Below are 26,236 nucleotides of genomic sequence, written 5' to 3' on the forward strand. Positions count from 1 at the left end.
TTAGCCCCCAAATCCTCCCTTTGAACCGCTTCCAATTCCACCTTTAAATTCAGCAGACGATTGATACGATTTAAACGCCGATGAATTTTTAAAAGTGGATTTATTTTGATAGTATCGCCCACCATAGAAATAATGCCCACGATAACCTGAACTACTATCATCACACTGCCATACCCCAAGTTCATCATCCCAATCCCAATCAGAACAACTATTATCATTTGGTTTTGGGGGAAGATCTTGTGCGCAACCAAATAAAGTGCCAGTCATTAAAGACGTTACGACACCACCTACTAGCCATTTCGTTTTTGTCACCTTCGCACTCCCCTTTTTAAATTCTATTCCTATTATATAGGATGGCATGATAAAGTAGAAGAAAAAGGAAGAAGAGGGATTAAATGCGCTTAGAATATCGACTTAATGATGAAACGAAAGGGTATCCTGCTTTATGGAACTACGCCAATATTTCTAATTCTGAAATTATCGCACGCATGACTTGTGAATATTTTATTAAAGAGAAAAATACTTATGTTGTTACTGCAACTTCGGTTGATCCAGACGGAACAGCAGTTATTTATATTCAAAAAGAAGTTTTCGCAAATGACCCTTCAGACCCTACATACTCCTACATCGGTTTTGAAATTAGAGAACTAAGTGAAACGAGTTCAAACATAGTAGATAGTCAAGATGTATGGAACTATGAAGAAATTTTACCATCTCTTCATTCAGATATTATATATATTCAGCGAGACGGCATGTCTATGGAGTTCTCCTTAGATTCAAGAGAGATTGATGAAGACAGAAAGTGCTACATTTATTACGGAAACTTCACAGGTGAATCAAGATAATATTGATATATCTATGCAACAAAAAAACCTTACGTATAAAACGTAAGGTTTTTATATAGCCCCACATATGCCGTTCTCTCTAGATGTCCATAAACCTGCTCTCACAGGTGGATGCTCTCACAAATGTTTGTAACTTCCTTCTTAAAAAGATGGCATGTTAGCTACATTTAAATATTGAACTTCCATATTAAACTTATTGGTTTAAGACATGCATAAGCTACGTACACCGTAGGAATTTTATATAAGGTTAGTTGAAATAAGACCCCCGCACGTGCCGCTCCTCGTAAATGTCCAAAAACCCGCTACTCGCAGGTGGATGCCCTCACAGTTACCGTACATCTTCCTCCACAAGGAAGGCTTGATGATGGTCGCTAAATATTGAGCTTCCGTATAACTAACATCGGTTTTAGACATAAATAAGTTACGTACACCGCAGGATGTATTATTTACTTGTCGTTATATTATCACATTGTTTCCAATGTGTAAAATACAAAGTTTTTCGAGCAATCTCTTGCTTGTGACCTTATTTTAATACAAATTATTTTTGCATGCAAGTGATTAATCTTCTTCTTTTGCAATTTGATTTTCTGGATAAGAAATCCAATCACTCCAGCTACCTGCATACAATTTAACATTTTGGAATCCAGCTAATTTTAATGCAACGATATTTGGGCACGCTGTAACACCAGAACCACAATATACAATGGTTTCCTTATCTTTCGAAAGATTTTGGAAGCGTTCTTGTTGCCCAGCTCCATTCTTAAATTGTCCTGATTGCAACATTCCATCCTTCCAAAAATGGTTTACCGCTGTCGGAATATGACCTGCTTTATGATCGACAAGTTCCTCGACACCAGCATAACGCTTTGGCTCTCTAGAATCAATTAATGTAACATCCGCACCTGCACGGATATTCTCTCTGACCGTTTCCATCGTTACAAGCATATGATCTTGTATGTTTGTTTTGAATGTTTTTCGTATAACAACAGGAATTTCCGTTGTTGTCGGTAGTCCATTCTCTTTCCAAGCCGGGAAACCACCATCTAATATATATACTTTCTCATGTCCTACATAGTTACATAACCACCATAAACGAGCAGCATTTGCACCGGCTTGACTGTCATACGCAATTACTGTCGTATGCTCATCAATACCAGCCTCCGAAAGCTTGTCTGCAAACTCCTCAATATTTGGTAAAGGATGGCGGCCACCATGTTCTGCTATAGGACTTGATAAATCTAAATTCAAATCAAAATATAACGCATGAGGAATATGTCCTTCTTCATACTTTTCTCTACCCCAATTAGGATTCGCTAAATCAAAACGACAATCGATTATACGGACATTCTCATCTTCTATATGCTCACGTAACCATTCGACTGTAACTATCATCTTTAACGACCTTCTTTCTTTTTCAAACGACTTACATACTCCATAACCATTTCTTCTGTAACATATTTACGCTGCAAGGTAACACCATTTTTTGCAAGATCATTAATTTGCTTCGTTACAACATTAATGACATCAACCGAAAATTCTTTCCCATTTGACGCAAGAGATACGGCAGCTTCAATAGCTGCTTCACGCTGTGCATCTAATTGTAAACATGCTTTTACACTTTCATTTTGTTTACGAGAATGTGCTGTAATTGCTTTATGTACTTCCATCTTCTCTTCCCCCTAAATAGTTATACGTTTTTATTCAATTCCATTGCAAGCCGGATCATATCACGACATACAATCCCATTTTCAATAATCTCTTCTTCATAATGCTTCGAAAAGTAATCAAAATCAATAGAAAAAATACGAAATCCACATTTTTGATATAAAGCAAGTTGTGAAACACTAGAATTGCCTGTACCAACTTCAAGTTTTGACATACCATATCCTTTAGCAGTTTCTACAGCATGCCTTAATAGCTTCTTCCCAATCCCTTTTCCTTGTAAATGCTCTGCAACCGCAATATTCATGATTTCCATCGTCTTTGGCCTTGTTTCCAAAAGAACATATACACCGATAACGCTCCCCCCCTGCTTAGCTACGTATGTTAATCCTCTTTGTACATATGTAGCTATTTGCCGTTCACTTGGATCAGCAAGTAGCAATAAAGACTTCGGTATAGCCTCTTTTGGAATACGTTCTATTACAACAGACATAAAAAATTCCCCCTTCTCTATTGTTCTAAACCCTCCTTGTCTACCATAAGTAATAGAAAGGAGGGATTCACCATGGACAACAATGAGAAAAAATGCAACGTCATCTCTATTGATGGAAAGAAGAAGAAAAGCGACACGTATTCCTATCCAAAATTAGTAGTTGAAAACAAAACATATGAATTTTCTTCATTCGTCTTATGCGGTGAAACACCAGATGGCAGACGACTCGTTCTTACTCATATGATTTCTACCGATGAATTTGCTGGATTTGTAAAATCTTTAGATACTGTACTGCAAAAGAAAATTGAACGAATCTTTTTCTCATAACGACTATATAACATAAATTTCTTTTTCAATCTCTACTAACTGCTTTTGCAATTGTTCTTTACTTTGTTCATATAGAGATACATCGATCGTTTCAGCCAATGCAAACAATATACTTTCATAATAGTTCATCACATCTTGCTGCATCACTTTTTGGAATAAGTTCCACTTCATATCCCACTCTTGCTTATAATGATGAACAAATAAATCTTTTTCATCAGCTACATAGTTTGATACGAACGGTTCTAATACAGATTTAGCGTCTTCTTGCATAAAAGCTTTGTCATTCTTTTCAAAAAAGCTTTTCTCATTTTTAAAATGTGCCAGTGCTTTTTTGAAATCTTTTATTTCAACTGAAGGGAACGGTTCTTTATGTGTAATATCTTTATATTCATACTCCACTATTCCATTCATAGAAATTGATTCATTTTCTACTTTACAGTTCACTACAATTTCGTCCTTTGCACGCTTCATCGCTTCGTCTATCCATTTTTCAAGGCGTAATGATGTCGCACGCATTTCTTGCAATAAATCATGCTGAATAAATGCTACTAATTCCATAACACACTGTTGCAATTGTGTTTTCACATTTCCATCCGTTCGAAGTGACGCCGGATTAATAAATTCAGTAAACACATCGTTATAGCGCAGGAATAGACGCTGTTGCACGTAATAAAGCAACTCTTTCACTTCATTTTGCATCGCCTGTTCTTCAGCAAGTACACTATATGATGAAATGATATGAAGTAGTTGATCACGCTCTGCTTCATATTTTTTCGTTTGCTTCTCTTTCTCTTCATTCCCCTGTTTTGCACCCTTTATCATGTTTACTAAAAGCTGATCTGCCCCTTGCAAAGCACCATATAGAGCATGCACAGAAACAAGCATTAAATCTCTCATCATAAAGGACGTAAATGATTCCTCAAACTTCGTAATCCCAGAGTTTTGTAAAATACCATACTTCTCTTTTTCAACATTCTTTCCTTGTTTCTCTTCAAGTGCACATAAACTTGAAATTGCAAATAAACGCGGATTTCTAATACCGTATTGCAGCAGCTGATCTGCGATATAACCTTTTACCATTTCAAGTTCTTCTTCAGACTCTGCTAAATCCGCCGCATTAATTAAGAAGAACATTTTATCAAGGGCAAAAGTATCCTTTACACGACCAAGCTGAATTAAAAATTCACGGTCAGCACGAGAGAATACATGATTATAATATGTTACAAATAAAATAGCATCTGCGTTTTTAATATACTGGAATGCAACATCCGTATGGCGAGCATTAATAGAATCCGCTCCAGGTGTGTCTACAAGCGCTACTCCCTGCCTTGTTAAAGCACAATCATAATAAAGTTCCATATACTCAACGAAGCATGATTTCTCTTCATTCGCTACATAATCAGAGAACTCTTCTAATGTAACTTGTACTTGTTCTCCTAAATAAGTAGAAACTGCATCATATCCTTTTTGTACCGCTCGTAAAAAGCTAAATGTTGTTTTTTGCTTCCCAGTTGGTGAAGGATATTTCATAACTTTATCAATTTGTGCTAACGCTTCATCTAACGTAGCAATCTCATAATGAAACAGCTTATAAACAGCTTTCATATCTTCTAATAACGCTTGCTTTGATTTAAACTGAACAATTACTGTTCCGTGTGGTTTTTCCTCTGTAACCGGCAAAATTTGATTAATCGTTGCCGTCGTCGGGTTTGGTGATACAGGAAGTACTTTCTCACCGAGTAAGGCATTGGCAAATGATGATTTTCCAGCACTAAATGCCCCGAATAACGCTACTGTAAATTGTTTTGTTTCCACACGTCTTCTTTTCTCTATTACCTCTTGCTGTACATGTTTCAGCGCTGGCAATGGCTCTAATATCGTTTCAGCTTTTTTCACTTTCTCTAATATCCGCTGAATATTTAAAGCCGCCGTTCCTTTCAGCTCTTCTTCATGAACCGCTACGTTATCGCTTACGATTTCCTGCTCTTGTAGTGTAAATTTCTCACTAACAATTTGCTTTTCCCTTTGCAATATCTCATCTATTTGCAGCCCTTCAGGCGTAGCAACATGATCGTGCCAAACATTTCGTAAATAGTCTTCATATGCCTCCAAATTGTTACTGTATTGTAATTGTGTTTCTTTCGCCGTTTGCAACATCGTATATGTTTCAATCTCTTCTTCAATACGAGCAACTGCTTCCCTCACCTTTTGCTTTAAAACGACCGCACTTTTATCAAAAATTTGCTGTGCTTTTATAAAATAACGTTTCTTCAGTTCATTCGCTACATCCGCTGTATAAAGAAGTAAGTAATCACCTGTGAAACCTGCACCTTGTTTAATTACTTCGGCCAACATTTCTGGTCCGAAAGCAATTTCTAACCCATATATGTCTTTCCCAATTTCCTCCGTGAACAATCCTTCTTCTTTTAAGAAGGCTACAATAAATTCCTTCACATGAAAATCAAGCTGCGTTTCAACAGTCTTTTGAAGGGCAGAATAAAACGCCTCTACACGTCTTTGTTTTTCTTGCTCCGTCTTTCCTTTCGAAAATAGCAAACCGACCTTAAATTTTGTTAATTTCGTTTCTAAATATGCATTTGCCAATTCTCTCATTTCAAATGGCATTAAATAAGCGTTATCTAATATAGCTTGTAAACCTTTTATAAATTCGTTTCTCACATGAGATTCTTTACTTGCCTCACGATTTTTCGCTTCCGTTAACTCTTCCTTCTTTTCAACTACCTCTGAAATAGAAAGTGGTGATGCTAACTCTTCCTCATATTTCAAGAGAGCTTTTTCATTTTCAGAAACAATAAACGAGAAATGTTCTCCCATTAAATATTCTGTTTCTCGCTCCATTCCAGTCCTTACATACTGCTCTTTTTCTTTCATAATAGAAGTAATTAACGCTTCTAAGCTTCTAATTTCATTATGTGGATGGTTCATCATTCGTAATGACGTATAATAAACACCATCTACTTCAATATCCCAGTTAGAGAATGATTGTTTTACACTATCTTTATAATTCTCAAACGATAATTCATTTTCTTTATGTTTATCTATTTGATTTACAACGAGATAAACCGTTTTATTACGTTGTTTCAATTCTTTAACAAATTGTAAATTCACTTCCGATTGGACGTGATTATAATCCATCATATAAAAAATGACATCTGCCAGATGAAGTGTCGACTCTGTCGCTAATTGATGGGCATCATCTGTTGAATCAATCCCTGGTGTATCAACTAACATAACCCCTTCAGGAATCGGCGCGTCGTTTCGATAAATATGAACACCAATTACTTCATCGCCGTCTTTACAAATTTGTTTTAATTCTTCTGCTGAATATGCACCGTCATATTCGTACTGCTCTCCAGATTTAACCGTTACAACAACACGATCCATTCCTTTTTCAATTTTGACAACGTTAGCGCTTGTCGGAATTGGACTTGTCGGTAACAACTGCGCTTTATATAGATGATTCATCATCGTTGATTTCCCTGCAGAGAAGTGACCGCAGAACGCTATCATAAGCTGTTCTTGTTTATATTTTTGAATTACCTCAAACAACTTTAAACTATTCTCTGCATCGCCGTGTTTTTGCCACTCTTCATAAAAACAAACAAGTTTTTTCATACCGTTTGTCTGTACTATGTTTGTCATCCCCTTGTTCCCCTTTATCCAAGATGTATATACTTTTCCCCGCTATTTGCGAGCTCATAACCAGTGAGAGTTACACCTACCCATTGATTACAGTTTCACTTTACTATCATACTAAATTTTCAGCATATTCTCATTAAAAATAAAAAATCCCTTTCATTCTTTTTACAAATGAAAGGGATTTTATGTCATATCACTCATTTTGCTGTTCCTACTCCATTTAAAACATACTTCGCAATAACTGCATATACAGCGACTGTACCTGCTACTAATGCATATACCATACTTACGCACCAACCTTTTTTGATAATGATTATCACTTTTGAATACAGTTTATCATTAAAGAGAATCATTATCAACACTTTTCATAAAGAAAGCTCCTTATAAGAAGGAGCTTTACTGCCTGTTTTGAAAAAGGTTAAAACTTGTTGTGCACTCTTATTATATCTCATCCTACATAACTTAACAGTTTAAAAAAATGGAAATATCCCCTATCCCCTCCACCTTACATTTTGTATAATAAAAGGGAATTACTTAACAAGGAGGAAAAAAATGACACAAAATCTCACACAAGGCGAGAGGATACACTCCATTGATATTATTAGAGGAATAGCTGTACTAGGTATTTTTCTTGTGAATTGGCCTGTTATCGCCGGGGTTGACTCACGTGATCTTTCAGGAATTTACGAAGGGATAGACAGCTACATTCGCCTATTTTACGATATGTTTATTCAAACGAAATTTTATACAATTTTTTCGTTTTTATTCGGATTAGGTTTTTATATTTTTATGAGTCGTGCTGAAGCGAAAACAGATCATCCAAAAATTTTATTTGTTCGCCGCTTACTTATTTTATTATTATTCGGTTTCTTACATTACGTTCTTTTATGGGACGGAGACATTTTACATACTTATGCAATTGCTGGATTTTTCTTATTTTTATTTTATAAGAGAGAACCTCGTACTATTTTAATATGGGCTATCGTTTTATTGAGTATTTTTCAATTCATTATGCTAATGGCTGGTATTACGGTTGCATTGGTACCAAAGGAAGAGCTAGGTTTTTCCTTACCTATCATGCCATTAGAAGACTGGCTGTCACAAATACAAAATCGTTTCCATGCATTTTACGCTGATGGAATTGGATTAAATTTACTTATGCTCCCAGAAACAGTTGGGCTGTTTTTACTTGGTTTATACGCCGGCAAAAAGGATATTTTCCGCCGCGCGAAAGAGTTAGATCCAAAGCTTAAAAAATGGCAAATTATTATGTTCCTTTTTACATTACCAATGTGGTTCTTCATGGTTCGTTACTTCTTATCAAAACCATTTTATGAACCAATTTATATGCAGGTCTTTACAATGTTTAGCGGAAAAACGTTATTCATATTCTACATTTTCACACTAATGCGTTTATTACAAAAAGAAAAATGGCAAACGTTATTACGTCCATTCCAATACGTTGGACGAATGGCATTAACAAATTACATCTCGCATACAATTGTTACATTACTTGTATTTGGTCTATTTCTTAAAAATTATTATCCTGCTCCATTATGGGTTGGACCAATATTCTGCATTAGTTTCTACACGTTACAAATCTTTATTAGCCGCTGGTGGCTTTCACATTACCAATACGGGCCACTTGAGTACATTTGGCGTCTTGGTACTTACGGGAAAATGATGCCACTTAAAAAGAAAAGCAAGGTCTCATAACGAGACCTTGCTTTTTTACGCTTCTCTTACTGCATTTTGCATAGATACTGGCTCTTCTTCTACTTTCACTTTGCGCTGCGGCACCATATTAAATACGATATTTAAAAGTACTGCTGACGCACTTCCAAGTACAATTCCGTTATCTGTTAAAATACGAATGCTTTCTGGAAGTTGTGAAAATAATGTAGGAACGACTGTTACGCCAAGCCCAATTCCGACAGAACATGCAACGATTAATAAGTTTTCTTGTCTTCCGAAGTCAACGCTACTTAACATTTTAATACCATATGCCATAACCATACCGAACATCGCTAACATCGCACCGCCCAGTACTGATTTCGGAATAATTGTTGTAATAGCTGCGATTTTAGGAATGAAACCAAGTACGATTAACATACCACCGCAAGTATAAATAATAACGCGATTTCTTACTCCAGTTAATTGAACAAGTCCTACGTTTTGAGAGTATGTTGTATATGGGAACGCGTTGAAAATGCCACCTAACACCATCGCTAATCCTTCTGCGCGATAGCCTTTTGTTAATTCTTTTTCACCGATTTTTTTATTGCAAATATCAGATAATGCAAAGTATACACCCGTTGCTTCTACAATCCCTACACAAGCAACGAGAATCATCGTAATAATTGGTGTTAATTCAAATGTTGGTGTACCAAAGTAAAATGGTTGAATACCGTGGAACCAATCCGCCTCTCCAACCGCTTGCAAACTTACTTTCCCCATAAACGCTGCAACGATAGTACCGAACAATAGACCTAGTAAAATAGAGATTGAACGAATAAATCCATCAAAGAAACGATACATAATGATGATAAATAATAACACACCAAATGCTAATGCTAAATTTTCAAGACTACCGAAATCCTTACTTCCTACTCCTCCAGCCATATCATTAATTGCTGCTGGAACAAGTGTAACTCCAATTACAGTAACAACAGATCCTGTTACAACAGGTGGAAACAGTTTTACAAGTTTTCCAAATAATTTCGCAAAAATAACAACGAATAACCCAGCAGCAATAATTGCTCCATAAATTGAAGACACACCGTATTGTTTTCCAATCGCAATCATCGGTCCAACGGCTGTAAATGTACAACCAAGTACAACGGGAAGTCCTATACCGAAAAAGCGATTTGATAATGCTTGTAAAATTGTCGCAACGCCGCACATTAATAAATCAATTGAGACTAAATATGTTAACTCTTTTTGATTTAAACCAAGTCCACCGCCCACAATAAGCGGAACGATAATTGCTCCAGCATACATTGCAAGCATATGCTGCATACCAAGCGATGCAATTTTAAATGGATGCTGCTTCATCGTTTATTTCACCTCCGCAGTTTCTTGCTGTACAAATGTAACTGTGCCGTTATCAAGTGATGCAATTTCTGCTAGTGATTCAACACGAACGCCTTGTTCACGAAGCTTCTTTCCTCCATCTTGAAATGCTTTTTCAATAACAATTCCAATTCCTGCAATACTCGCTCCAGCTTGCTCTACTAAACTCATTAAACCTAAAGCAGCCTGACCGTTTGCTAAAAAGTCATCGATGATTAATACACGATCATTTTCATCGATATGATTTCGAGATAATGAAATTTCATTTGTTTCTTGTTTTGTAAATGAATATACGTTTGCAACGTACATATTATCTTGTAACGTTAACGATTTACGTTTTCGTGCAAAAATTACTTTTACACCAAGCTCTAATGCAGCCATAACTGCTGGTGCAATGCCTGAAGATTCAATCGTCACGATTTTTGTAATGTTCTCTTCTTTAAAACGTTTAACAAATTCTTTTCCGATTTCTTGCATAAGTACTGGATCAATTTGATGATTTAAAAAAGCATCTACCTTTAATACGTCACCAGATAAAACCTTTCCTTCGTTCAAAATCTTTTCTTGTAATACTTTCATGTTTGTTCCCCCTCTTATGCAATAAAAAAACTCCAAAAGCCGCCACCACTCGTTACAAGTGAGAGACGCGCTTTTGGAGTTTCGCAAAAAAAGAATGCTAAACAAGCAATTATATTCGTCCTCACTCATAGTCAAAGTATTTACGGTACTTCGGTAGAAACTTGCAGGCCATATCCCCGCGATTATATGAGTGTAGCTAACTATTTATTTTATAGAAGGATTATAACGTACTTTTTATGCTTTGAAAAGCATTTATCGAAAAAACACGTACAAATTTTTAAAAACTACTATTTTTGTTCGAGTTTTGCAAACTCTTTCATTTCCAATTACAACTTCGTTAAAATGATTGGCCCATCTTTTGTAATCGCAATTGTATGCTCATATTGAGCTGATAATTTCCTGTCCATCGTTCGTGCAGTCCACCCATTTAAATCTACTTTAGAATATCGCATACCTATATTTACAATCGGTTCAATTGTAATTACCATTCCTTCTTGTAACTGAGGTCCTTGTCCTTGTTTCCCAAAATGAAAAATTGCTGGTTCTTCATGAATCTCTTTACCGATTCCATGTCCCGTAAAGTCTCTTGCAACAGAAAAACCTTCATTTGTTACATAACTTTCAATTGCATAGCCAATATCTCCTACATGGTTATCGATTATCGCCTGGTCAATTCCTTTATACAAAGCATTCTCAGCTACTAACAACAACTTTTCTGCTTCATCAGAAACTTTTCCAACTCTATACGTCCAAGCAGAATCTGAAAGACCCCCATTTAAGTTTACTACCGTGTCAATTGTTACAATATCACCCTCAGTTAAAGGAACATCGGCCGGAAACGCATGACACATTTCATCGTTTACAGATGCACATATCGCATATGGATATCCGTTGTACCCTTTCTGCTCAGACGTTGCACCATGCTGTTCTAAATATGCTTCAACAAACGTATTAATTTCTTTTGTAGTAATACCTGGTTTCATCATCTTCGCAATTCCTCTATGACATGAAGCAAGTAATTTTCCAGATTCATGCATTAACTCTATTTCATTTTTCGTTTTAATTATACTCATGCTGTCTCTCCTTACTAAACTTGCTATTTACTATTAAACTTCAATCATACACATCCTCTTCCAAAATTTCAAAACTTCCAATTACAAAAAGTATGATTTATTTCTGCATAAAAAAACAGAAGGAGATTCTTCTGTTTTTTAATCATTTTTACATATATAATTCATTTTCAAAAACTCAAAACAACTACCATTTGTTTTCTGTATAAACGTTCCAACTACTTCAAACCCTGCCCTTTTATACACTTTAATCGCTCTCTCATTAAATATAGCTACTGATAGTGTTATATACTTGCATCCATATTTTTCTTTACTAAAAGCTAGTATAGCGTTTAAGAACTGTAAACCAAATCCGTTCCCAGTTATATTAGGTCTCATTCCAAGACCAATATCAACCGTTCCGTCATTTATTTTACAAACAGTAAAATAACCAATGAGAGTGCCATTTTCCTTCACAGAAAATGTATGATTCCCTCTACTTTCATCATGTAAAAATTCAACTAAATCTTCTTCATCTGCCTCTATATCGTAAAAGGAATATTTCCCTTCATAATGCCAGTTGTATGCAATTTCTTCTGCTTCTTCTTGCGTCATTACTTTATATGTATAGTCCATTCTCCCATCCCCCTTTAAAAAAGAGCTGCAATTAAGCAGCTCTTTTTTTACAACTCATAAATCTCTTTATATTTCGCTTCTAAATAATCGGCTAAGTAGTTTGCATTTAAGCCTTCACCTGTTACATCTTCTAAAATTTCAAGTGGCTTTTTCGTTTTACCGTATTGGTGAATGTTTTCTGTTAACCATTCACGAATTGGTGTTACGTTTCCTTCTTCTAATAATGCATCAAAGTTCGGAATGTCTTTTAACATTCTTTGCTTAAATTGCGCTGCATACATATAACCAAGTGCATAAGATGGGAAGTATCCAAATGAGCCACCAGCCCAGTGAACATCTTGCAATACACCTTGCGCATCATTTTCCGGACGAATTCCTAAATATGCTTCCATCTTATCATTCCAAGCTGCTGGTAAGTCCTTCACTTGTAATGTACCATCAAATAATTCTTTCTCTAATTCATAACGCACCATAACATGAAGCGGGTATGTAAGCTCATCTGCTTCTATACGAATGAATGACGGCTTCGATTCGTTAATTGCATCATAAAATTCATCGACTGACATATCATCAAATTGACCATCGCTATACTCTTTTAATAAATCATAATTTTTCTTCCAGAATGATTTATTACGGCCGATAAAGTTCTCAAAGAATAATGATTGTGATTCGTGAATACCCATAGATGTACCACTGCAAAGTGGTGTACCTTCAAATTGTTCTGCAATATTTTGTTCATATACTGCATGACCACATTCATGAATCGTTCCAAAAACAGCCATACGAAAATCTTTTTCATCATAGCGTGTCGTAATACGAACATCCCCTCTATTTAATGTAATTTCGAAAGGATGTACTGTTTCATCAAGACGACCTGCTTCAAAGTCATAATTCAATTGCTTTAATAGTTCTAATGTAAAGTTCTTTTGTTTTTCTTTTGAAAACTGTTCCGATAAAGCACTTGTTTTTAATCCTTTTTTAGACTCAGAGATTTCTTTTACAAGCGGCACGATACGCTCACGAAGTTGACCAAATACGTGATCTAAAACTTCTACTGTAATACCTGGCTCATACATGTCTAATAATGTATTGTATTTATATGTTTCATAACCCCAATATGTAATAAATTTCTTTTTAAATTCAACAATTTTTTCTAAGTATGGGCGGAACATTTCGAAATCAGATTTTTCACGAGCTTCTTCCCACACACTCTCTGCTTTCGCTTCTAATTTCACATAAGCCTCATATTCAGCTTGTGGAATTTTTTTATTTCTATCATATTCTTTCCGACACTCTTCAACCATTTTCTTCGTTGTTTCAGAAAGTTTATCTTCACGTATTAAAGCTTCAAGCTCTGTTAAATAGTTTCCCATCTCATCTGAAGTCGACATAGCAAACACTTCTGACGAAAGCATACCAATTACTTCTGAACGCTGATCTACACCTTTTTTGGGTGCACCTGTTCTTAAATCCCAAAACATTAAACTTAATGCTTCTCCGTAATTTTGTATCTTCTTCACGTATGTTAAAAATTGTTTTTCTACTTCATATGTAGCAACTGTCATCGTATAAAAGCCTCCTTTTTCTACCTCAAATTTAATTCGACACAGAAACATAAATTCCTTTTATAATAGAAAAAAAGCTTGGCAAGCGCCAAGCTTTCTCCTTATAATTCTTTACCTTCTACTGGCAGTACATTTTTCACAGCTGCAACTACTTTCTCATCTTCTGAATCAGATAAGAAAATTGATATAGCACCTTTATCTTCACTTGTACGAATTAAACGCCCAATTCCTTGACGAAGTCGTAAAATCATATATGGTACATCTACATCCCAGAATGGATCATTTACGTGCTTACGTTTCGCTTCAAACACAGGATCGTTTGGAGGGAATGGTAAAGACCAAATAATAACGTGCGATAATGATGAACCAGGAATATCTAAACCTTCCCATAAATGAACCGCACAAAGTACAGTCTCTTCTTCATTTTGGAAACGAGAAACGAGCTGGCTAATTTCCTGATCTCCTTCATATAAGAACGGAACCGACATTTGCTCTTTACTTACATACTCTTTGAACGCTGCAAGCTCTTGCGTTGTACGGAATAATACAAGCGTACGTCCATTTGTTTTTTGTATATTTTCAAGTGTATATTGACACTTTCTTTCCCATTCATTTTCTTTCGTATGTGATAGTAAGTTTACTGTCATTTGCTCTTCGTAATCAAACGGTGAAGCAACTGAGAATGACAAGTAATCTTTTACCCCTAGGCTATTAGCTGTGAAAGCGAATGAATCGTTGTTCGATAATGTCGCAGAAGAGAAAATATACGGTATTTTCTTCGAGAATACTTTCTCTTGTAACACTTCTTCAACTGCACGCGGCATAATAACTAACGTGAAGGCACCATCACCTTCTTCACCCCAAGTAATTACATTTTTCTCGTGCATGAACAGACGAAGTGAATGTTCTAATACATCTAAATGCTCATCAACAATATTTAAATCATACGTGTTTACTGTATGCATTTCACTTTCGAATACTAATGCATCTCCAACTTCACCGATTTTTGCATAAAGTCGTTTCGCTTCAGCTGTTACTTTTTCTGTCACAGTAATTTCTAGACGATCAGAACCGGCAATTTCCTTTTTATTCTCTTGTAACACATCAAAGAATCGTTCAGTTTGCCAAATTGTTTCTTCTACTAAATGTGCAAACTCCTCACGAATATCGTTTTGTAGCAATCTCGTTAATAGTTGCTCCATCATCGTTTGCTTTAAACGGTATGTTAAAGCTTTTTGAGCTGCATATTCTACAAGATGTCCTTCATCGAATACAACGCAGCTACTTTCTGGTAATAATGGAATTTGCCCTTCACGCTTACGAGCATCGTACGTCCAAATATGATCCATATAGAAATCTTGAGAACAAATAATTAAATCTGCTGCTTTACGATAATGTTCACGAGAAAGAGTTTGTCCACAACGATGACGAGAATCACAAGTAAAGCAATCTTGGAAGTAATCCCAATTTACTTTTGACCATTCTTCGTCATTTAAAAGTGGAAATTCTTTTCTGTCACCATAGTGAGTAAAGTTTTGCATCGTACCATGATCGAATACAAACTGTGGTAACTCGTAATATACGTCTTCAATTACTTCTGGAGCTCGTCCACTCATAACATCTTCAAGTTTACGTAAGCATAAATAATTATCCATTGATTTTGCAAGCCTTACATCAACAGATAGCCCTAATACTTCAGATAACTTAGCGATGTCCCCTTCTTCTTTCACAAGCTGCTCAATTAACGTTTCATCTGCACAAGCAATAATAGCTGGTTTCCCAGTATAACGCGCGTAACAAATTGCATATAGAAGATATACAATTGTTTTCCCTGTTCCTACACCAGCTTCTGCGAACATAACTTTCTTTTCTTGGAAAGCGCGTTCTAACTGAAACGCCATAAAAATTTGTTCATCACGCTCTTCAAAGCCTTTTTCCGGAAGGATGTCGTAAAACACATCTCCAATCCACTCATTCAACTTATCATAAAAATTATCTTGTTTTCCTACTTCAAATGGTAATCTCTTCTCAGTAAACATCCTTAGCCTCCAACCAAAAAGTTTTTCTATAAAAAGATAATAGCAACTGCTACGCATATGTGTGCAGCCACTTTCCCCTGTTGCAATACATAGAAATTCACGAAAAAAAATTTTCCTTTCGAAAAAGGAAAATTTTCTTCTATATTAATGACTTTAAATACCGTTTATCAATCGCTGTTTCATGTGAAAGAGCTGACAAATATTCTTCTTGTGCTTTTTGTATTTCATCTACAATCGCACCTTGACTATCCACTTCTTTTCCGAGCTCATCATACGTACGGTGAATAGCTTTTTGAATCATTGATAATTGAAAATTATCCATATGACTTCCTCCTTTACGCATTACATAATAGCCAGTATATGCGCGCTAGAGGAGTTTTATACTATGAATTACGCGGTGGACGTTTTCCGAAGTATTGGTAGTAATCTGTACGGATAAATCCGTTAAACAGCTTACGCTTCTTCGACGCATCTTTTCCGTAACACTTCTCAAATGCTTCGTAGCTTGTTAATACATACGCTGACCATGTATCTAATGGGCGGAATACTTGTCCCATTTCTTTATACAGTTGTTCAACAAGTGCTTTTTCACTTAAACGTTCTCCGTATGGAGGATTCGTTACAACGTAGCCATAATCCTCTTTTGTTGTGAAATCTTTTACTTGCATTTGTTTAAATGTAATTAAATCGCCTAAGCCTACTTCTTCTGCGTTATCTTGAGCAACTCGAATCATACGATGATCAATATCTGATCCAATGATTTGTAATCGTTGATCATAGTTCGCTAAATCTTCAGCTTCTTGACGAGCTTCACGCCAGTTTTGTTTCCCTACCCAGCCCCACTCGTCAGATGCGAAACCACGGTTAAATCCTGGTGCAATGTTTTGTCCAATTAATGCTGCTTCAATCGGAATTGTACCTGATCCACAGAATGGATCAACAAATGGACGATCTGGCTTCCAGTTTGTTAATTTAATTAAAGACGCAGCTAATGTTTCTTTTAACGGAGCTTCCCCTTGATCCATACGGTATCCACGTTTATGAAGCCCAACACCGCTCGCATCAATTGTTAATGTTGCAATATCCTTGAGCATTGCAATCTCGATACGGAATAACGGACCATCTTCTTCAAACCAAGTTGTACGTTTATATGTTGTTTTTAATTTTTCAACGACAGCTTTTTTAACGATACGTTGGCAATCCGAAACACTGAATAATTCAGATTTTAAAGATTTACCGATAACAGGGAATTCACCATTCTCTGGAATATAATCTCCCCAGTTTAATGCTTTTGTTTTTTCAAATAGCTCATCAAATGTCGTTGCTTTAAATTCGCCAACTTTAATTTTTACACGGTCCGCAGTACGTAACCATAAGTTCGTACGACAAATCGCCTTTTCATCTGCTTCAAATGTTACTTTGCTGTTTTCTACTTGACATTCATAACCAAGATCGCGAACTTCTCGGGCAACTAACGCTTCAATACCCATTGCCGCTGTTGCAATTAAAGTAACTTTTCCCATTTGCATTCACCTCTTATGTATATTCAAACAATAATTAATAGCAATTGGTCCTATTAATTATTACATTTTACGAAAAATTTTCTCATTAACCATTTTAACTCATACTTTATAACTTCATACAAATAAAAAGCCCTCCTCTAACAAAGGAGAGCTGAGTTATTTCATAGTTGGTTCATAACGTTCTGTAAGCCATGTTCTGTTCCTTTGTACTACAAACGGCCCACGCCTCGTACTCCGGTGGCAATCATCTATCTACAGGTTATAAAACCTGTCCTTTCCCGTCGTTCATTTCCTTGGAAAAGATTCCCCTACCATTATTTGGGTTTCTCGCTCGTGGGGTTTACCTCGTTCCACTCCTATCATTTCTTCAAGGACTTCGTCACTGTGGCACTTTAAAGGTAGTCAAACCATATCCGAAAGGACTTAGGTTTTTTCCCTGCCGTTAAACCAGCCTTACAGCCAGAATACCCTAGCTTATGAATTGGCTAGGCACGAACACTACAGCCATCTCAGGCCGTGCGAGCATGGACTTTCCTCTACAACGTTGGCGTTGCAGCGATTACCCAAACGTTATGACATCCATTAGTATAGTGGAAACAAAAAGATTTTGCAACGTTTTTTTCTATGTAAAATGCTTAAACCTTTTCCCACCTTACATCATTCGTATAACTTACTTCCAAATACAGCTTTTTCTAAGTTAGATAAGCGTTTTAAAATATCCGTATTCGTGTTGTTATAAACCGGTTGTGCAACTGGTGTTTGTACAGGTTGTTGTGGAACTTGCGTTACTGCTAGTTTTTGTTCCTCTAATTCACGCTTTAAACGAGCATTTTGTTGCTTTAATTGCTCAAACTCTTTGTGGAAAGCTTCATAGTCTTTAATGATCATATCAAGAAACTTGTCTACTTCTTCTTGCTGATAACCTCTCATACCTGTTTTAAATTCTTTTTCTAAAATATCTTTCGCTGTTAATTTAATTTTATCCGAAATCATTTTCTTCACCTCAAATTTTTACCAAAACTTTCATTAACTAAATTTTTTCAGAAACAATGCTTTTTGTCAATCATATATACGAGTACTATATTACATATTACTCTGCATTATTCCACTGTTCCTCTTCTATTATATCTTGTAAATCAGAAAAAAGAATGAAATAACTGTGATAATTTTCTATTTCTCCTTTTTTCTTTGCTGATTCTACAATATATTTGGGACTTCCTGGTTTTTCTTCATCGTATACCGCTAAAAGCGCATCACTTTTTTCAATAAAAAATTGATTTTTTAATTTAAATTGCTCTGGGCTTTCATACTTCCGTTTCGTGATACTATCAACATGGTCTGCTTGAGAAAGAATAAATTCGTAATATTCACGATTATCTTCTTTCCAATTTTCTTCTTGTTCTAAAAACGGAGTGAATACCGCTAATTTTAAATCAGGATATTCTACTTGCATTTCAAAAACAACTTCAGCAGCCCATAATTCTACACCTAATTGGCCGCTTATTATAACCCATTCTAAACCATCTTCTACAAAAGTGATTAATTTACGGTGTAATGCTTTCTTTATACACTCCACTCCTGGATGATCATTTTTAAATATTCCAAGTTCAAATGGCTTATATCCTGTTACTGCAATAACTTTCATATCAACACTCCAATTACAAAAAAAGAACTAGCATTTCGCTAGTTCTAACATATCATTTACTTTTTAAATATTCCACCAACGTTTGGTCCGATATTTGGACCTACTGGTGATACATTGTTTGGTAAAAACGGTGATACATTTGGTCCTGGTCCAAACGGTGATACATTCGGTCCTGGCCCAAATGGAGATATTTGATGACCGTGGTGATGATGATGATGACCATGGCCACACGGTCCACATCCGCCACCGAATCCTGGGTCGATTGGGTCCACAACATTTACATTTGAATTTGTTTGCGGGAAGAAGTTTTGGTTTTTAATTTGTTGATGATGTACATGTGTTGTATGTGTTGGGAAAATGTGTGGCACCACCGTTGTTGAAAAAGAGTGTGTTACGCATTGTTTCGTCGGATGAATGACAGGAGCAGTCGTACAAATAGGTCCTGTAGGCTTATGCCCTCCAAAGCAAGGATGACAATGATGCATAGTTTTTTCTCTCCTCTCTCGTTAAAAAAATCTGATTACACTTTACAGTATGAGAAAAGAGAGAAAGCCGTTTGTTATATATACCCATTTATTACAAGGAAATTTGTCTAGTCCTTTATTTCATTTACATTGTTTTTATAGACAATCCTTCAACATCACTTACCAAAAAAGCCTCCAACTTGCTTTACAATACCTGTCACTTGATTCATCGCATTCATCATTTGTCCAGCTGTATTCATCATTTTATTTACATCATAGTTACCATCTGATGTTTTAAATTGAGAAACAAAACTAGAAAACTGGCTTGGCTGTTGTTGCTTTTGCTTACCCTGCGTCGGGTACGGTTGTTTTGGTGGATAAAACATCGCTTGTTGATTAGCATACGGAGATGGTGGTGGCATATAATATTGCGAATTCATATAAGGCTGCTGCTGTGGTTGATTCATGTATGGTTGCTGAGCTTGTGATTGTTGAGCTTGATTCACATAAGGTTGCTGCTGTTGTGGTTGTTGAGCTTGATTCACATAAGGTTGCTGCTGCTGTTGTGGTTGTTGAGCTTGATTCATAAAGGACACTTCAAACGGTTGATAATATTTTTGATTTCCATAATAAGGCTCGAAAGGATACATATTATACCGTAAATATGTATCCGTATTATATTGGTACATATTTTGCTGTGCATATGGATTCGTTTGCTGATATAAGTTAGGTTGTTGAAACATGCATTCTCTCCTCCTTCACATAAGTTTCTACATATATAATATGTACCTATAAAATAATATGTGTGATGGAGTATCTGTCTATTTTTGTCGGAAGTTTAAATTTTTAAAAAATTAAAAAAGAAAACCCTTCCATGCTATGATAATGAAGAAGAAGATTCTCATGGGGGAGGAATCAACATGGTATTAGGGGATTTAAAACAAGCGTTTTCTCAAAAAAAGGGGTATTGCACAGAGAATGCAAATGAATTATTAGACTTTGCGAGACATTGGTATCTCGAAGGAAAAATATGCATATCAGATTATCGAACATTAATAAAAGAATTAGAAATAAACGGCGCAACAAAACCTACAACAATGACAGAAGCATAAAAATAACAAGAGGGCTCTCCCTCTTGTTATTTACATTGCTCAACTATATTTTGCAAAGTATACGAAATGGCTTGGTGTGTTTCAAAGAATCGTTTACCTTTACCTTTATTTACAAAGCATTGCAACACATTCGTTTGTAAATTATCATATACTTGATCAATTTGCTGTACATGTATATATTTTGGCTTTTCTTCTTTAATCCACTTATAAGCTAATTCTTTCCACTTCTTTAATTCCTCATCTACCATATCTACAAACGGTTTCATATCCTTATAAAAGTCGTATTCGGTTAGTTCTCTCTTTTTTACATTCGCTTCATTATTATACTGCATGAGTTTTTCTGAAGACTGTATTAATGCTTCATTCTTCATTTCTTTCCCACCTTATTATGCACTCACTACGACGTTTTGAAATGTCTTTACCCAATTCCCTTTCTCTTCGTGATGCACTAATTTATTTTCCATATGTTCAATATGCATTTCTGTTATTTCTATCTTATTGCATATTTTTTCACTCGCATCCTTTAATGCATGATTCATTCTAATCCCTATATTCATTTCCAGCAAATCGAGAGAACTTAACATTTGATCCATTTTTTTCATTACATCTTCCTTCTGAACCATCGCCATATACAAAACGCCTCCTTCTTTGCTTTTCCTTTGTCATGTAATTTCGCCGAATGATTCACCACTCCTGCCCACATGACAAAACTAGTTGTTATTCGTCAAAGAAATCATTTCGTATGTCATTTATAGAAATGGTAACAATACAAAAAGGAGGTGTATTACAATGGCAAAGAACAAAAATGAAAAAAAGAAAAACCAAAACAAACAACAAAATAAACCCGAGACTGGCAATCCAAAGCTAGATGGTCCAAACTTCCCTGCTACATAAAGCGAGACTTTATTACGAACAGTTAAATTTCAAGTCACCCTTAATCTCCTACTAGCATTACGTTTTGAGATTAAAGTTGTAGCACACATAGCAGGATTGTTTCAAATTAAGAAGTCCCGTCTTCAAAATGGAAGACGGGACTTCTTTTTTATTATATCATGAACTCATCCATCCTTTTAGCAAAACGATTTGCGATAGATAGCCTATAGATTTGTTCTCTCTTTCTTCTATACCATTCTGTTATATTAACTTCCCCTTTAGGTTCTTCAGGTACAAATAGCACATTCATTTTCATATTTGCACAAAACCAATCTCTCATTTTTATTTCTTCATGTAAAATAACAGGATAAATATCTCTAAGTGTTGGCGTATAAGACTTTCGAGTTTCCTTTGCGTAAACTTCATAATCTTCTCTAGACCCAGTATGTGTAGTTTGCAATGCAAACTTATAAAACGAACCATTATAAATTGGATGAAACAATAACCATGCTAATTTTTTTCCTAGTTCTATGCGCTGTTGTAACGTTTCAAATTGATAAACCGAAAATCCATACATTCTCCCTTCAATTGTTGGGAAGATAACTGCACTAATATGAAGTCTTTCTTGTACTTTAAAAAGTGCAGTATGGAATACATGTTTTTTAAAATATGTGTTCTCAATGACTGGTTTTTGAATTTTATTTTGTTCATTTATAATAAGCGCTGTCATAAGCCTATTCATATCTCTTCTTTCCCAGAAAAGTAACCATTCTTTTTCCATAAAAATTGATACGTTGAAATATTGCAACAAATGAAAGAGAGGTGCACGTCTCTTCTTACTTTCCTCATACAATAATAGCTGAGGAAATGCATCTAAAAAAATAATCCAATTAGCCTGTTCGTACAGAATAAATAAATGTTTTTTTACCGTTCTAGGTAAAACAGTAGCATAATATCTCCCTTCTAAATCAGTCATATTCCAGCCCGCATTTCTCGAAACCATACTCGCTAAAAAGGCCCACCTGATTTCACTATTTCTTAAATAATATTCTTGATAAGATTGTGTCCGAGAAATATTGTCCACATTAGCTATTTCTGTTTTCTTTTTAATATTGTGAATGATTGCTTTTTCTTCCTCTGTACAAAAATTTTTTTCTCGATTTTGTTTCATTTTCATATAATCATTCCATGTAAACATAAATAAGTCATCATACCTTTCATCAAAAAGGTCACATCTTTTTTCATTTTTTGATATAATCACCTTTGTAAGTAATTCTTAGCAAGTTGGGGGTGGACACACTATGACCATTCGTTACCCAAATGGAAAAAGGTATAATCAAGCTTCACAACCTCAAAAAACACCTATAAAAACACATACTTATAGTAATAGAGGTATGTCCCTTGAAGAGGAATTGAATGAAACAAATCAATATTACTTAACCCATAATATTGCATGTGTACATAAAAAGCCTACACCTCTTCAAATTGTAAAAGTAGATTACCCCGCTCGAAGTGCTGCAGTGGTAAAAGAAGCGTATTTTAAACAACCTTCTACAACAGATTACAACGGTGTATACAAAGGGAAATACATCGATTTTGAAGCAAAGGAAACAAAAAATAAAACTAGTTTCCCACTTCAAAACTTCCACCTTCATCAAATTGAACATATGAAGCAAGTGGTTGCTCATAATGGAATTGCATTTGTTATTATTAAATTTACACTTTTTGATGAATTTTATTTACTAGATGCAAAACATATTATTGCATTTTGGAATCGTCAAAATACTGGTGGACGCAAGTCGATTACGAAAGAAGAAATAGAAGAGCATGGATCCTTATTATCATGCGGTTATCACCCTCGGATTGACTATATCCGTGTACTAGACATGGTTTATTTTTCGTGATAGAGTCATCACTAAGGCTCTTTTTTCGACTTTTGGGGGAGAGAATGAAAGGTAGGAGAAAGTATAATGTCAGATAATTATCGTTCTCGTACAGAACGAAATCATGTGAAAAATCAAGAGAAAAAAACACATAAAGAAGAAAAACCAAAGAAAAAAGGCTCCTTTTTCAAGAAATTTCTTATAGGTTGTCTACTTCTTGGTATCGTTGGTCTTGTAGCCGGCGTTTCCGCTTTCTTTGTTATGGTAAAGGATGCTCCAAAATTAGACAAAGCCAAACTTGTTAATCCTTTATCAACAAAGTTTCTTGATAAAAACGGGAATTTCTTCTATGAATACGGTGCTGAAAAACGAACACACGTTACTTATGATCAAATTCCAAAAGTAGTTGAAAATGCATTCCTTGCAACTGAGGATTCGCGTTTCTATGATCATAATGGAATTGATTTTAAACGAACTACAAAAGCAGTTATGGAAAATGTCACTGGTGGTTTCGGTTCCCAAGGTGGTAGTACGATTACACAGCAAGTCGTTAAAAACTACTTTCTAACGATGGACAAAACTGCTAAAAGAAAAGTACAAGAATGGTACTTATCTTACAAATTAGAGCAACAATACTCTAAACATGAGATTTTAGAAATGTACTTAAATAAGATTAATTTAGGTAACCGTTCATACGGTATTGCGACAGCAGCGCAAAAATATTATGGTAAAGATTTAAAAGACTTGCAATTACATGAAGCTGCTATGCTCGCTGGTTTACCCCAAGGTCCAAACATTTATGATCCAACAAAAAAGGAAAATGTTGAACGAGCAACAAATCGTCGTAATGTCGTATTATCATTAATGAATCGACATGGTTATATAACAAAAGAAGAAATGAATAACGCCGTTAAGATTCCAGTAACTGAGGGCCTTCAACCGTCTTCAGAAGTAACTGAGATGAAGTATCAAGCATTTTTAGATGCGGTTGTAAAAGAAGTTGAAAAAGAATATCCTGATGTAAATATCGGTTCAGATGGTTTAACGATTCATACAACACTTGATCAAGATGCTCAAGATTACGCCGACAAAATTATGGATGGCAATCTTATTAAGTATCCGGACGATCAATTCCAAGGGTCATTCGTATTTATGGATACACAGTCTGGAGAAGTTCGAGCAATTGGTGCTGGACGTAAAGAAAGTAAGTCTACTTTCAAAGGTCATAATATGGCAACTGATTTAAAACGCCAAGTTGGTTCAACAATGAAACCAATTTTCGACTACGGTCCGGCAATTGAAAATTTACAATGGTCTACATACCATCAATTAAACGACTCAGAGTATACGTATTCCAATGGTAAGAAAATACAAAATGCAACAAAGAGTTACAAAGGTGACGTTTCACTACGTGAAGCTTTGAAAAAGTCATTAAACATTCCAGCTTTAAAGACAGCACAAACAGTTGGTCTTAATAAGTCAAAAGAATTTGCTGAAGGTTTAGGCATGACCTTTAAAGAAGGAAAAGTCTACGAATCAACAGCAATCGGTAGTAACGATAGTTCTCCATTAGAAGTAGCAGGTGCATATGCAACCTTTGGTAATAGTGGTAACTATAATAAACCACACTTCGTAAAAGAAGTAACCTTCCCGGACGGGAAAAAGAAAAGCTTTAAACCGAAAGAACATCGCGCAATGCAAGACTATACAGCTTATATGGTTACTGACGTTCTTCGTGACGTAGTAAAACCTGGTTCTGGTGGTACAGGTCCAACAGCATACGTTTCAGGTGTTGACGTAGCAGGTAAAACAGGAACACAAAACTTTGATGAATCAGTTCTTCAAAAATATGACATCCCAGCTGATGCAAACAGAGATAGCTGGTTTGCTGGATATACGCCACAATACACAATGGCTGTTTGGACCGGTTACGAAAAAGATGGTCCAAAAAATTATGTTAGCGATCGCTCCACTAGAATTGCACAGCAAATGTTCCAAGTAATGATGAGCAAATTCGCTACAGATAAATCACGCTTTGAACGTCCTTCTTCTGTACAAGAAATAAACGGAGAGTTATACGTAAAAGGTGCGAAAAAAGATGCAATTAAACAAATTAAAGTAGATGCCCCTAGTGGTCTGAATGTCACTTTTGATGGCGCTAGCACAGTTACACTAAACTGGTCTGGACCAGCAGAAGTTGATGCATATGCAGCCAGCTATAAAGCAACTGACGGTTCAAGTGGTAGCCTATCAATAAGTGGTACGACAGCTACTCTTGGTGGTATTAAACCAGGTGTTACTTACAGCTTCTCTGTAGTAGCGAAAAAAGGTACTGGCACAAGCCCAGCAGTTGGTGCATCCTTCACTGCGCCTGGCGGAACTCCAGATGCAAAAAAAGCTGAAGAAGAGGCTAAGAAAAAGGCCGATGAAGAAGCTAAGAAAAAAGCTGATGAGGAAGCCCAGAAAAAGGCTAATGAAGATAAAGTAAAACAAGACGAAGCTAAGAAAAAGGCTGAAGAAGAGGCTAAGAAACAACAAGAACAACAGCAAGAACAACAACGTAAACAGCAAGAAGAAGCTCAAAAGAAAGCTGATGAGGAAGCTAGAAGAAAAGCTGAAGAAGAAGCTAAGAAAAAAGCTGAAGAAGAAGCTAAGAAGAAAGCTGAAGAAGAGGCCAAGAAAAAAGCTGAAGAAGAGGCTAAGAAACAACAAGAACAGCAACACCAAAATCCCGGAGGAGATACACCTCACGCAGACGGTGCTGTTGTTACAACAGAGTCCTAATATACAAAAAAAGAAGTCCGTTTCT

Annotated in this window: 28 protein-coding genes, 3 other RNA genes and 1 riboswitch; of the genes, 7 read left to right on the forward strand and 24 right to left on the reverse strand. The window is 35.8% G+C overall.

What is annotated here, in order from left to right:
- A complete protein-coding gene (locus ACTFR3_RS08705; RefSeq protein WP_000169030.1) occupies nt 1-312 on the reverse strand; it encodes a hypothetical protein in 312 nt (103 codons plus the stop codon).
- 83 nt (nt 313-395) lie between these two features.
- Here ACTFR3_RS08705 and ACTFR3_RS08710 point away from each other — a divergent pair, with 83 nt between their 5' ends.
- Nucleotides 396-845, forward strand: coding sequence for a hypothetical protein (locus ACTFR3_RS08710; protein ID WP_001235523.1), 450 nt, complete (start codon nt 396-398; stop codon nt 843-845).
- Nucleotides 846-899: 54 nt separating this feature from the next.
- Here the strand turns inward: ACTFR3_RS08710 and ssrS (ACTFR3_RS08715) are convergent.
- The 5 genes from ssrS (ACTFR3_RS08715) to ACTFR3_RS08735 all read right to left on the reverse strand — a co-directional run bounded on the left by ssrS (ACTFR3_RS08715) (nt 900) and on the right by ACTFR3_RS08735 (nt 3,000).
- Nucleotides 900-1,083: non-coding RNA, 6S RNA (ssrS, locus tag ACTFR3_RS08715), on the reverse strand.
- Nucleotides 1,084-1,104: 21 nt separating this feature from the next.
- Nucleotides 1,105-1,287, reverse strand: a non-coding RNA gene (gene ssrS, locus ACTFR3_RS08720) — 6S RNA.
- A gap of 116 nt (nt 1,288-1,403) precedes the next feature.
- Nucleotides 1,404-2,237, reverse strand: coding sequence for a sulfurtransferase (locus ACTFR3_RS08725; protein ID WP_000637560.1), 834 nt, complete (start codon nt 2,235-2,237; stop codon nt 1,404-1,406).
- Between the two features lie 2 nt (nt 2,238-2,239).
- The gene (locus ACTFR3_RS08730) at nt 2,240-2,512 is read right to left on the reverse strand and encodes a YpbS family protein (RefSeq protein WP_000451819.1); all 273 of its coding nucleotides are present in this window, start codon (nt 2,510-2,512) and stop codon (nt 2,240-2,242) included.
- A gap of 20 nt (nt 2,513-2,532) precedes the next feature.
- The gene (locus ACTFR3_RS08735; RefSeq protein ID WP_000117689.1) at nt 2,533-3,000 is read right to left on the reverse strand and encodes a GNAT family N-acetyltransferase; all 468 of its coding nucleotides are present in this window, start codon (nt 2,998-3,000) and stop codon (nt 2,533-2,535) included.
- Between the two features lie 72 nt (nt 3,001-3,072).
- On the opposite strand from ACTFR3_RS08735, the gene ACTFR3_RS08740 reads away from it, so the two are divergent.
- Nucleotides 3,073-3,327, forward strand: coding sequence for a DUF3931 domain-containing protein (locus ACTFR3_RS08740; protein ID WP_000369740.1), 255 nt, complete (start codon nt 3,073-3,075; stop codon nt 3,325-3,327).
- Between the two features lie 3 nt (nt 3,328-3,330).
- Here the strand turns inward: ACTFR3_RS08740 and ACTFR3_RS08745 are convergent, their stop codons facing one another.
- A complete protein-coding gene (locus ACTFR3_RS08745) occupies nt 3,331-6,990 on the reverse strand; it encodes a dynamin family protein (RefSeq protein WP_000182135.1) in 3,660 nt (1,219 codons plus the stop codon).
- Between the two features lie 194 nt (nt 6,991-7,184).
- Nucleotides 7,185-7,349, reverse strand: coding sequence for a hypothetical protein (locus tag ACTFR3_RS08750; protein ID WP_002182615.1), 165 nt, complete (start codon nt 7,347-7,349; stop codon nt 7,185-7,187).
- A 190-nt stretch (nt 7,350-7,539) separates the two neighbouring features.
- Here ACTFR3_RS08750 and ACTFR3_RS08755 point away from each other — a divergent pair, with 190 nt between their 5' ends.
- Nucleotides 7,540-8,703, forward strand: a complete 1,164-nt coding sequence (locus ACTFR3_RS08755) for a DUF418 domain-containing protein (protein ID WP_000193190.1) — start codon at nt 7,540-7,542, stop codon at nt 8,701-8,703.
- Nucleotides 8,704-8,718: 15 nt separating this feature from the next.
- Here the strand turns inward: ACTFR3_RS08755 and pbuX are convergent, their stop codons facing one another.
- The 13 genes from pbuX to ACTFR3_RS08820 form a co-directional block, all read right to left on the reverse strand.
- On the reverse strand, nt 8,719-10,041 hold the full coding sequence (pbuX, locus tag ACTFR3_RS08760; RefSeq protein ID WP_000809224.1) for a xanthine permease PbuX: 1,323 nt from the start codon (nt 10,039-10,041) through the stop codon (nt 8,719-8,721).
- A 3-nt stretch (nt 10,042-10,044) separates the two neighbouring features.
- Nucleotides 10,045-10,638 carry a xanthine phosphoribosyltransferase gene (locus ACTFR3_RS08765; protein WP_440044358.1) on the reverse strand — a complete coding sequence of 198 codons (594 nt, stop codon included), beginning with the start codon at nt 10,636-10,638 and terminating at the stop codon, nt 10,045-10,047.
- 108 nt (nt 10,639-10,746) lie between these two features.
- Nucleotides 10,747-10,848: riboswitch (purine riboswitch) on the reverse strand.
- A 116-nt stretch (nt 10,849-10,964) separates the two neighbouring features.
- Nucleotides 10,965-11,711 carry a type I methionyl aminopeptidase gene (locus tag ACTFR3_RS08770; RefSeq protein WP_440044360.1) on the reverse strand — a complete coding sequence of 249 codons (747 nt, stop codon included), beginning with the start codon at nt 11,709-11,711 and terminating at the stop codon, nt 10,965-10,967.
- Between the two features lie 138 nt (nt 11,712-11,849).
- Complete coding sequence (locus ACTFR3_RS08775) at nt 11,850-12,323, reverse strand: GNAT family N-acetyltransferase (RefSeq protein ID WP_440044361.1); 474 nt, start codon at nt 12,321-12,323, stop codon at nt 11,850-11,852.
- A gap of 47 nt (nt 12,324-12,370) precedes the next feature.
- Nucleotides 12,371-13,888 (reverse strand): carboxypeptidase, encoded by a 1,518-nt coding sequence (gene ypwA / locus ACTFR3_RS08780; RefSeq protein WP_000215074.1) that lies wholly within the window; start codon nt 13,886-13,888, stop codon nt 12,371-12,373.
- Between the two features lie 101 nt (nt 13,889-13,989).
- A complete protein-coding gene (locus ACTFR3_RS08785; protein WP_440044362.1) occupies nt 13,990-15,927 on the reverse strand; it encodes an ATP-dependent DNA helicase in 1,938 nt (645 codons plus the stop codon).
- Between the two features lie 139 nt (nt 15,928-16,066).
- The gene (locus ACTFR3_RS08790; RefSeq protein WP_000368570.1) at nt 16,067-16,249 is read right to left on the reverse strand and encodes a DUF3921 domain-containing protein; all 183 of its coding nucleotides are present in this window, start codon (nt 16,247-16,249) and stop codon (nt 16,067-16,069) included.
- Nucleotides 16,250-16,310: 61 nt separating this feature from the next.
- Nucleotides 16,311-17,450, reverse strand: a complete 1,140-nt coding sequence (locus tag ACTFR3_RS08795; protein WP_000521224.1) for a THUMP domain-containing class I SAM-dependent RNA methyltransferase — start codon at nt 17,448-17,450, stop codon at nt 16,311-16,313.
- A gap of 180 nt (nt 17,451-17,630) precedes the next feature.
- An RNA gene (gene rnpB, locus ACTFR3_RS08800) (RNase P RNA component class B) lies at nt 17,631-18,021 on the reverse strand.
- An 86-nt stretch (nt 18,022-18,107) separates the two neighbouring features.
- Nucleotides 18,108-18,443 carry a cell division regulator GpsB gene (gpsB, locus tag ACTFR3_RS08805; protein WP_000622431.1) on the reverse strand — a complete coding sequence of 112 codons (336 nt, stop codon included), beginning with the start codon at nt 18,441-18,443 and terminating at the stop codon, nt 18,108-18,110.
- A gap of 97 nt (nt 18,444-18,540) precedes the next feature.
- Nucleotides 18,541-19,095, reverse strand: coding sequence for a DUF1273 domain-containing protein (locus ACTFR3_RS08810; protein WP_000862908.1), 555 nt, complete (start codon nt 19,093-19,095; stop codon nt 18,541-18,543).
- A 56-nt stretch (nt 19,096-19,151) separates the two neighbouring features.
- Complete coding sequence (locus tag ACTFR3_RS08815) at nt 19,152-19,580, reverse strand: CotD family spore coat protein (protein ID WP_000546270.1); 429 nt, start codon at nt 19,578-19,580, stop codon at nt 19,152-19,154.
- A gap of 155 nt (nt 19,581-19,735) precedes the next feature.
- Nucleotides 19,736-20,302: a YppG family protein gene (locus tag ACTFR3_RS08820; protein ID WP_440044363.1), complete on the reverse strand. Its 567-nt coding sequence runs from the start codon at nt 20,300-20,302 to the stop codon at nt 19,736-19,738.
- A gap of 177 nt (nt 20,303-20,479) precedes the next feature.
- Here ACTFR3_RS08820 and ACTFR3_RS08825 point away from each other — a divergent pair, with 177 nt between their 5' ends.
- The gene (locus tag ACTFR3_RS08825) at nt 20,480-20,671 is read left to right on the forward strand and encodes a YppF family protein (protein ID WP_000242652.1); all 192 of its coding nucleotides are present in this window, start codon (nt 20,480-20,482) and stop codon (nt 20,669-20,671) included.
- Between the two features lie 26 nt (nt 20,672-20,697).
- On the opposite strand, the gene ACTFR3_RS08830 is transcribed toward ACTFR3_RS08825, so the two are convergent.
- On the reverse strand, nt 20,698-21,042 hold the full coding sequence (locus ACTFR3_RS08830) for a YppE family protein (protein WP_000786939.1): 345 nt from the start codon (nt 21,040-21,042) through the stop codon (nt 20,698-20,700).
- A gap of 15 nt (nt 21,043-21,057) precedes the next feature.
- The gene (locus ACTFR3_RS08835) at nt 21,058-21,300 is read right to left on the reverse strand and encodes a hypothetical protein (protein WP_001252036.1); all 243 of its coding nucleotides are present in this window, start codon (nt 21,298-21,300) and stop codon (nt 21,058-21,060) included.
- Nucleotides 21,301-21,385: 85 nt separating this feature from the next.
- On the opposite strand from ACTFR3_RS08835, the gene ACTFR3_RS08840 reads away from it, so the two are divergent.
- Nucleotides 21,386-21,565: a hypothetical protein gene (locus ACTFR3_RS08840; RefSeq protein ID WP_001987054.1), complete on the forward strand. Its 180-nt coding sequence runs from the start codon at nt 21,386-21,388 to the stop codon at nt 21,563-21,565.
- Nucleotides 21,566-21,716: 151 nt separating this feature from the next.
- Here ACTFR3_RS08840 and ACTFR3_RS08845 read toward each other — a convergent pair whose 3' ends face one another.
- The gene (locus ACTFR3_RS08845; RefSeq protein WP_000495658.1) at nt 21,717-22,742 is read right to left on the reverse strand and encodes a DUF2515 domain-containing protein; all 1,026 of its coding nucleotides are present in this window, start codon (nt 22,740-22,742) and stop codon (nt 21,717-21,719) included.
- A 103-nt stretch (nt 22,743-22,845) separates the two neighbouring features.
- Here ACTFR3_RS08845 and recU point away from each other — a divergent pair, with 103 nt between their 5' ends.
- Together recU and ACTFR3_RS08855 are read left to right on the forward strand one after the other, a co-directional pair.
- Nucleotides 22,846-23,448, forward strand: coding sequence for a Holliday junction resolvase RecU (recU, locus tag ACTFR3_RS08850; protein WP_000155598.1), 603 nt, complete (start codon nt 22,846-22,848; stop codon nt 23,446-23,448).
- Nucleotides 23,449-23,514: 66 nt separating this feature from the next.
- Complete coding sequence (locus ACTFR3_RS08855) at nt 23,515-26,211, forward strand: PBP1A family penicillin-binding protein (protein ID WP_001283086.1); 2,697 nt, start codon at nt 23,515-23,517, stop codon at nt 26,209-26,211.
- Nucleotides 26,212-26,236 lie beyond the last annotated feature (25 nt).

This window comes from Bacillus cereus group sp. MYBK14-1 (assembly GCF_051916885.1).
GTDB classification, from domain to species: domain Bacteria; phylum Bacillota; class Bacilli; order Bacillales; family Bacillaceae_G; genus Bacillus_A; species Bacillus_A cereus.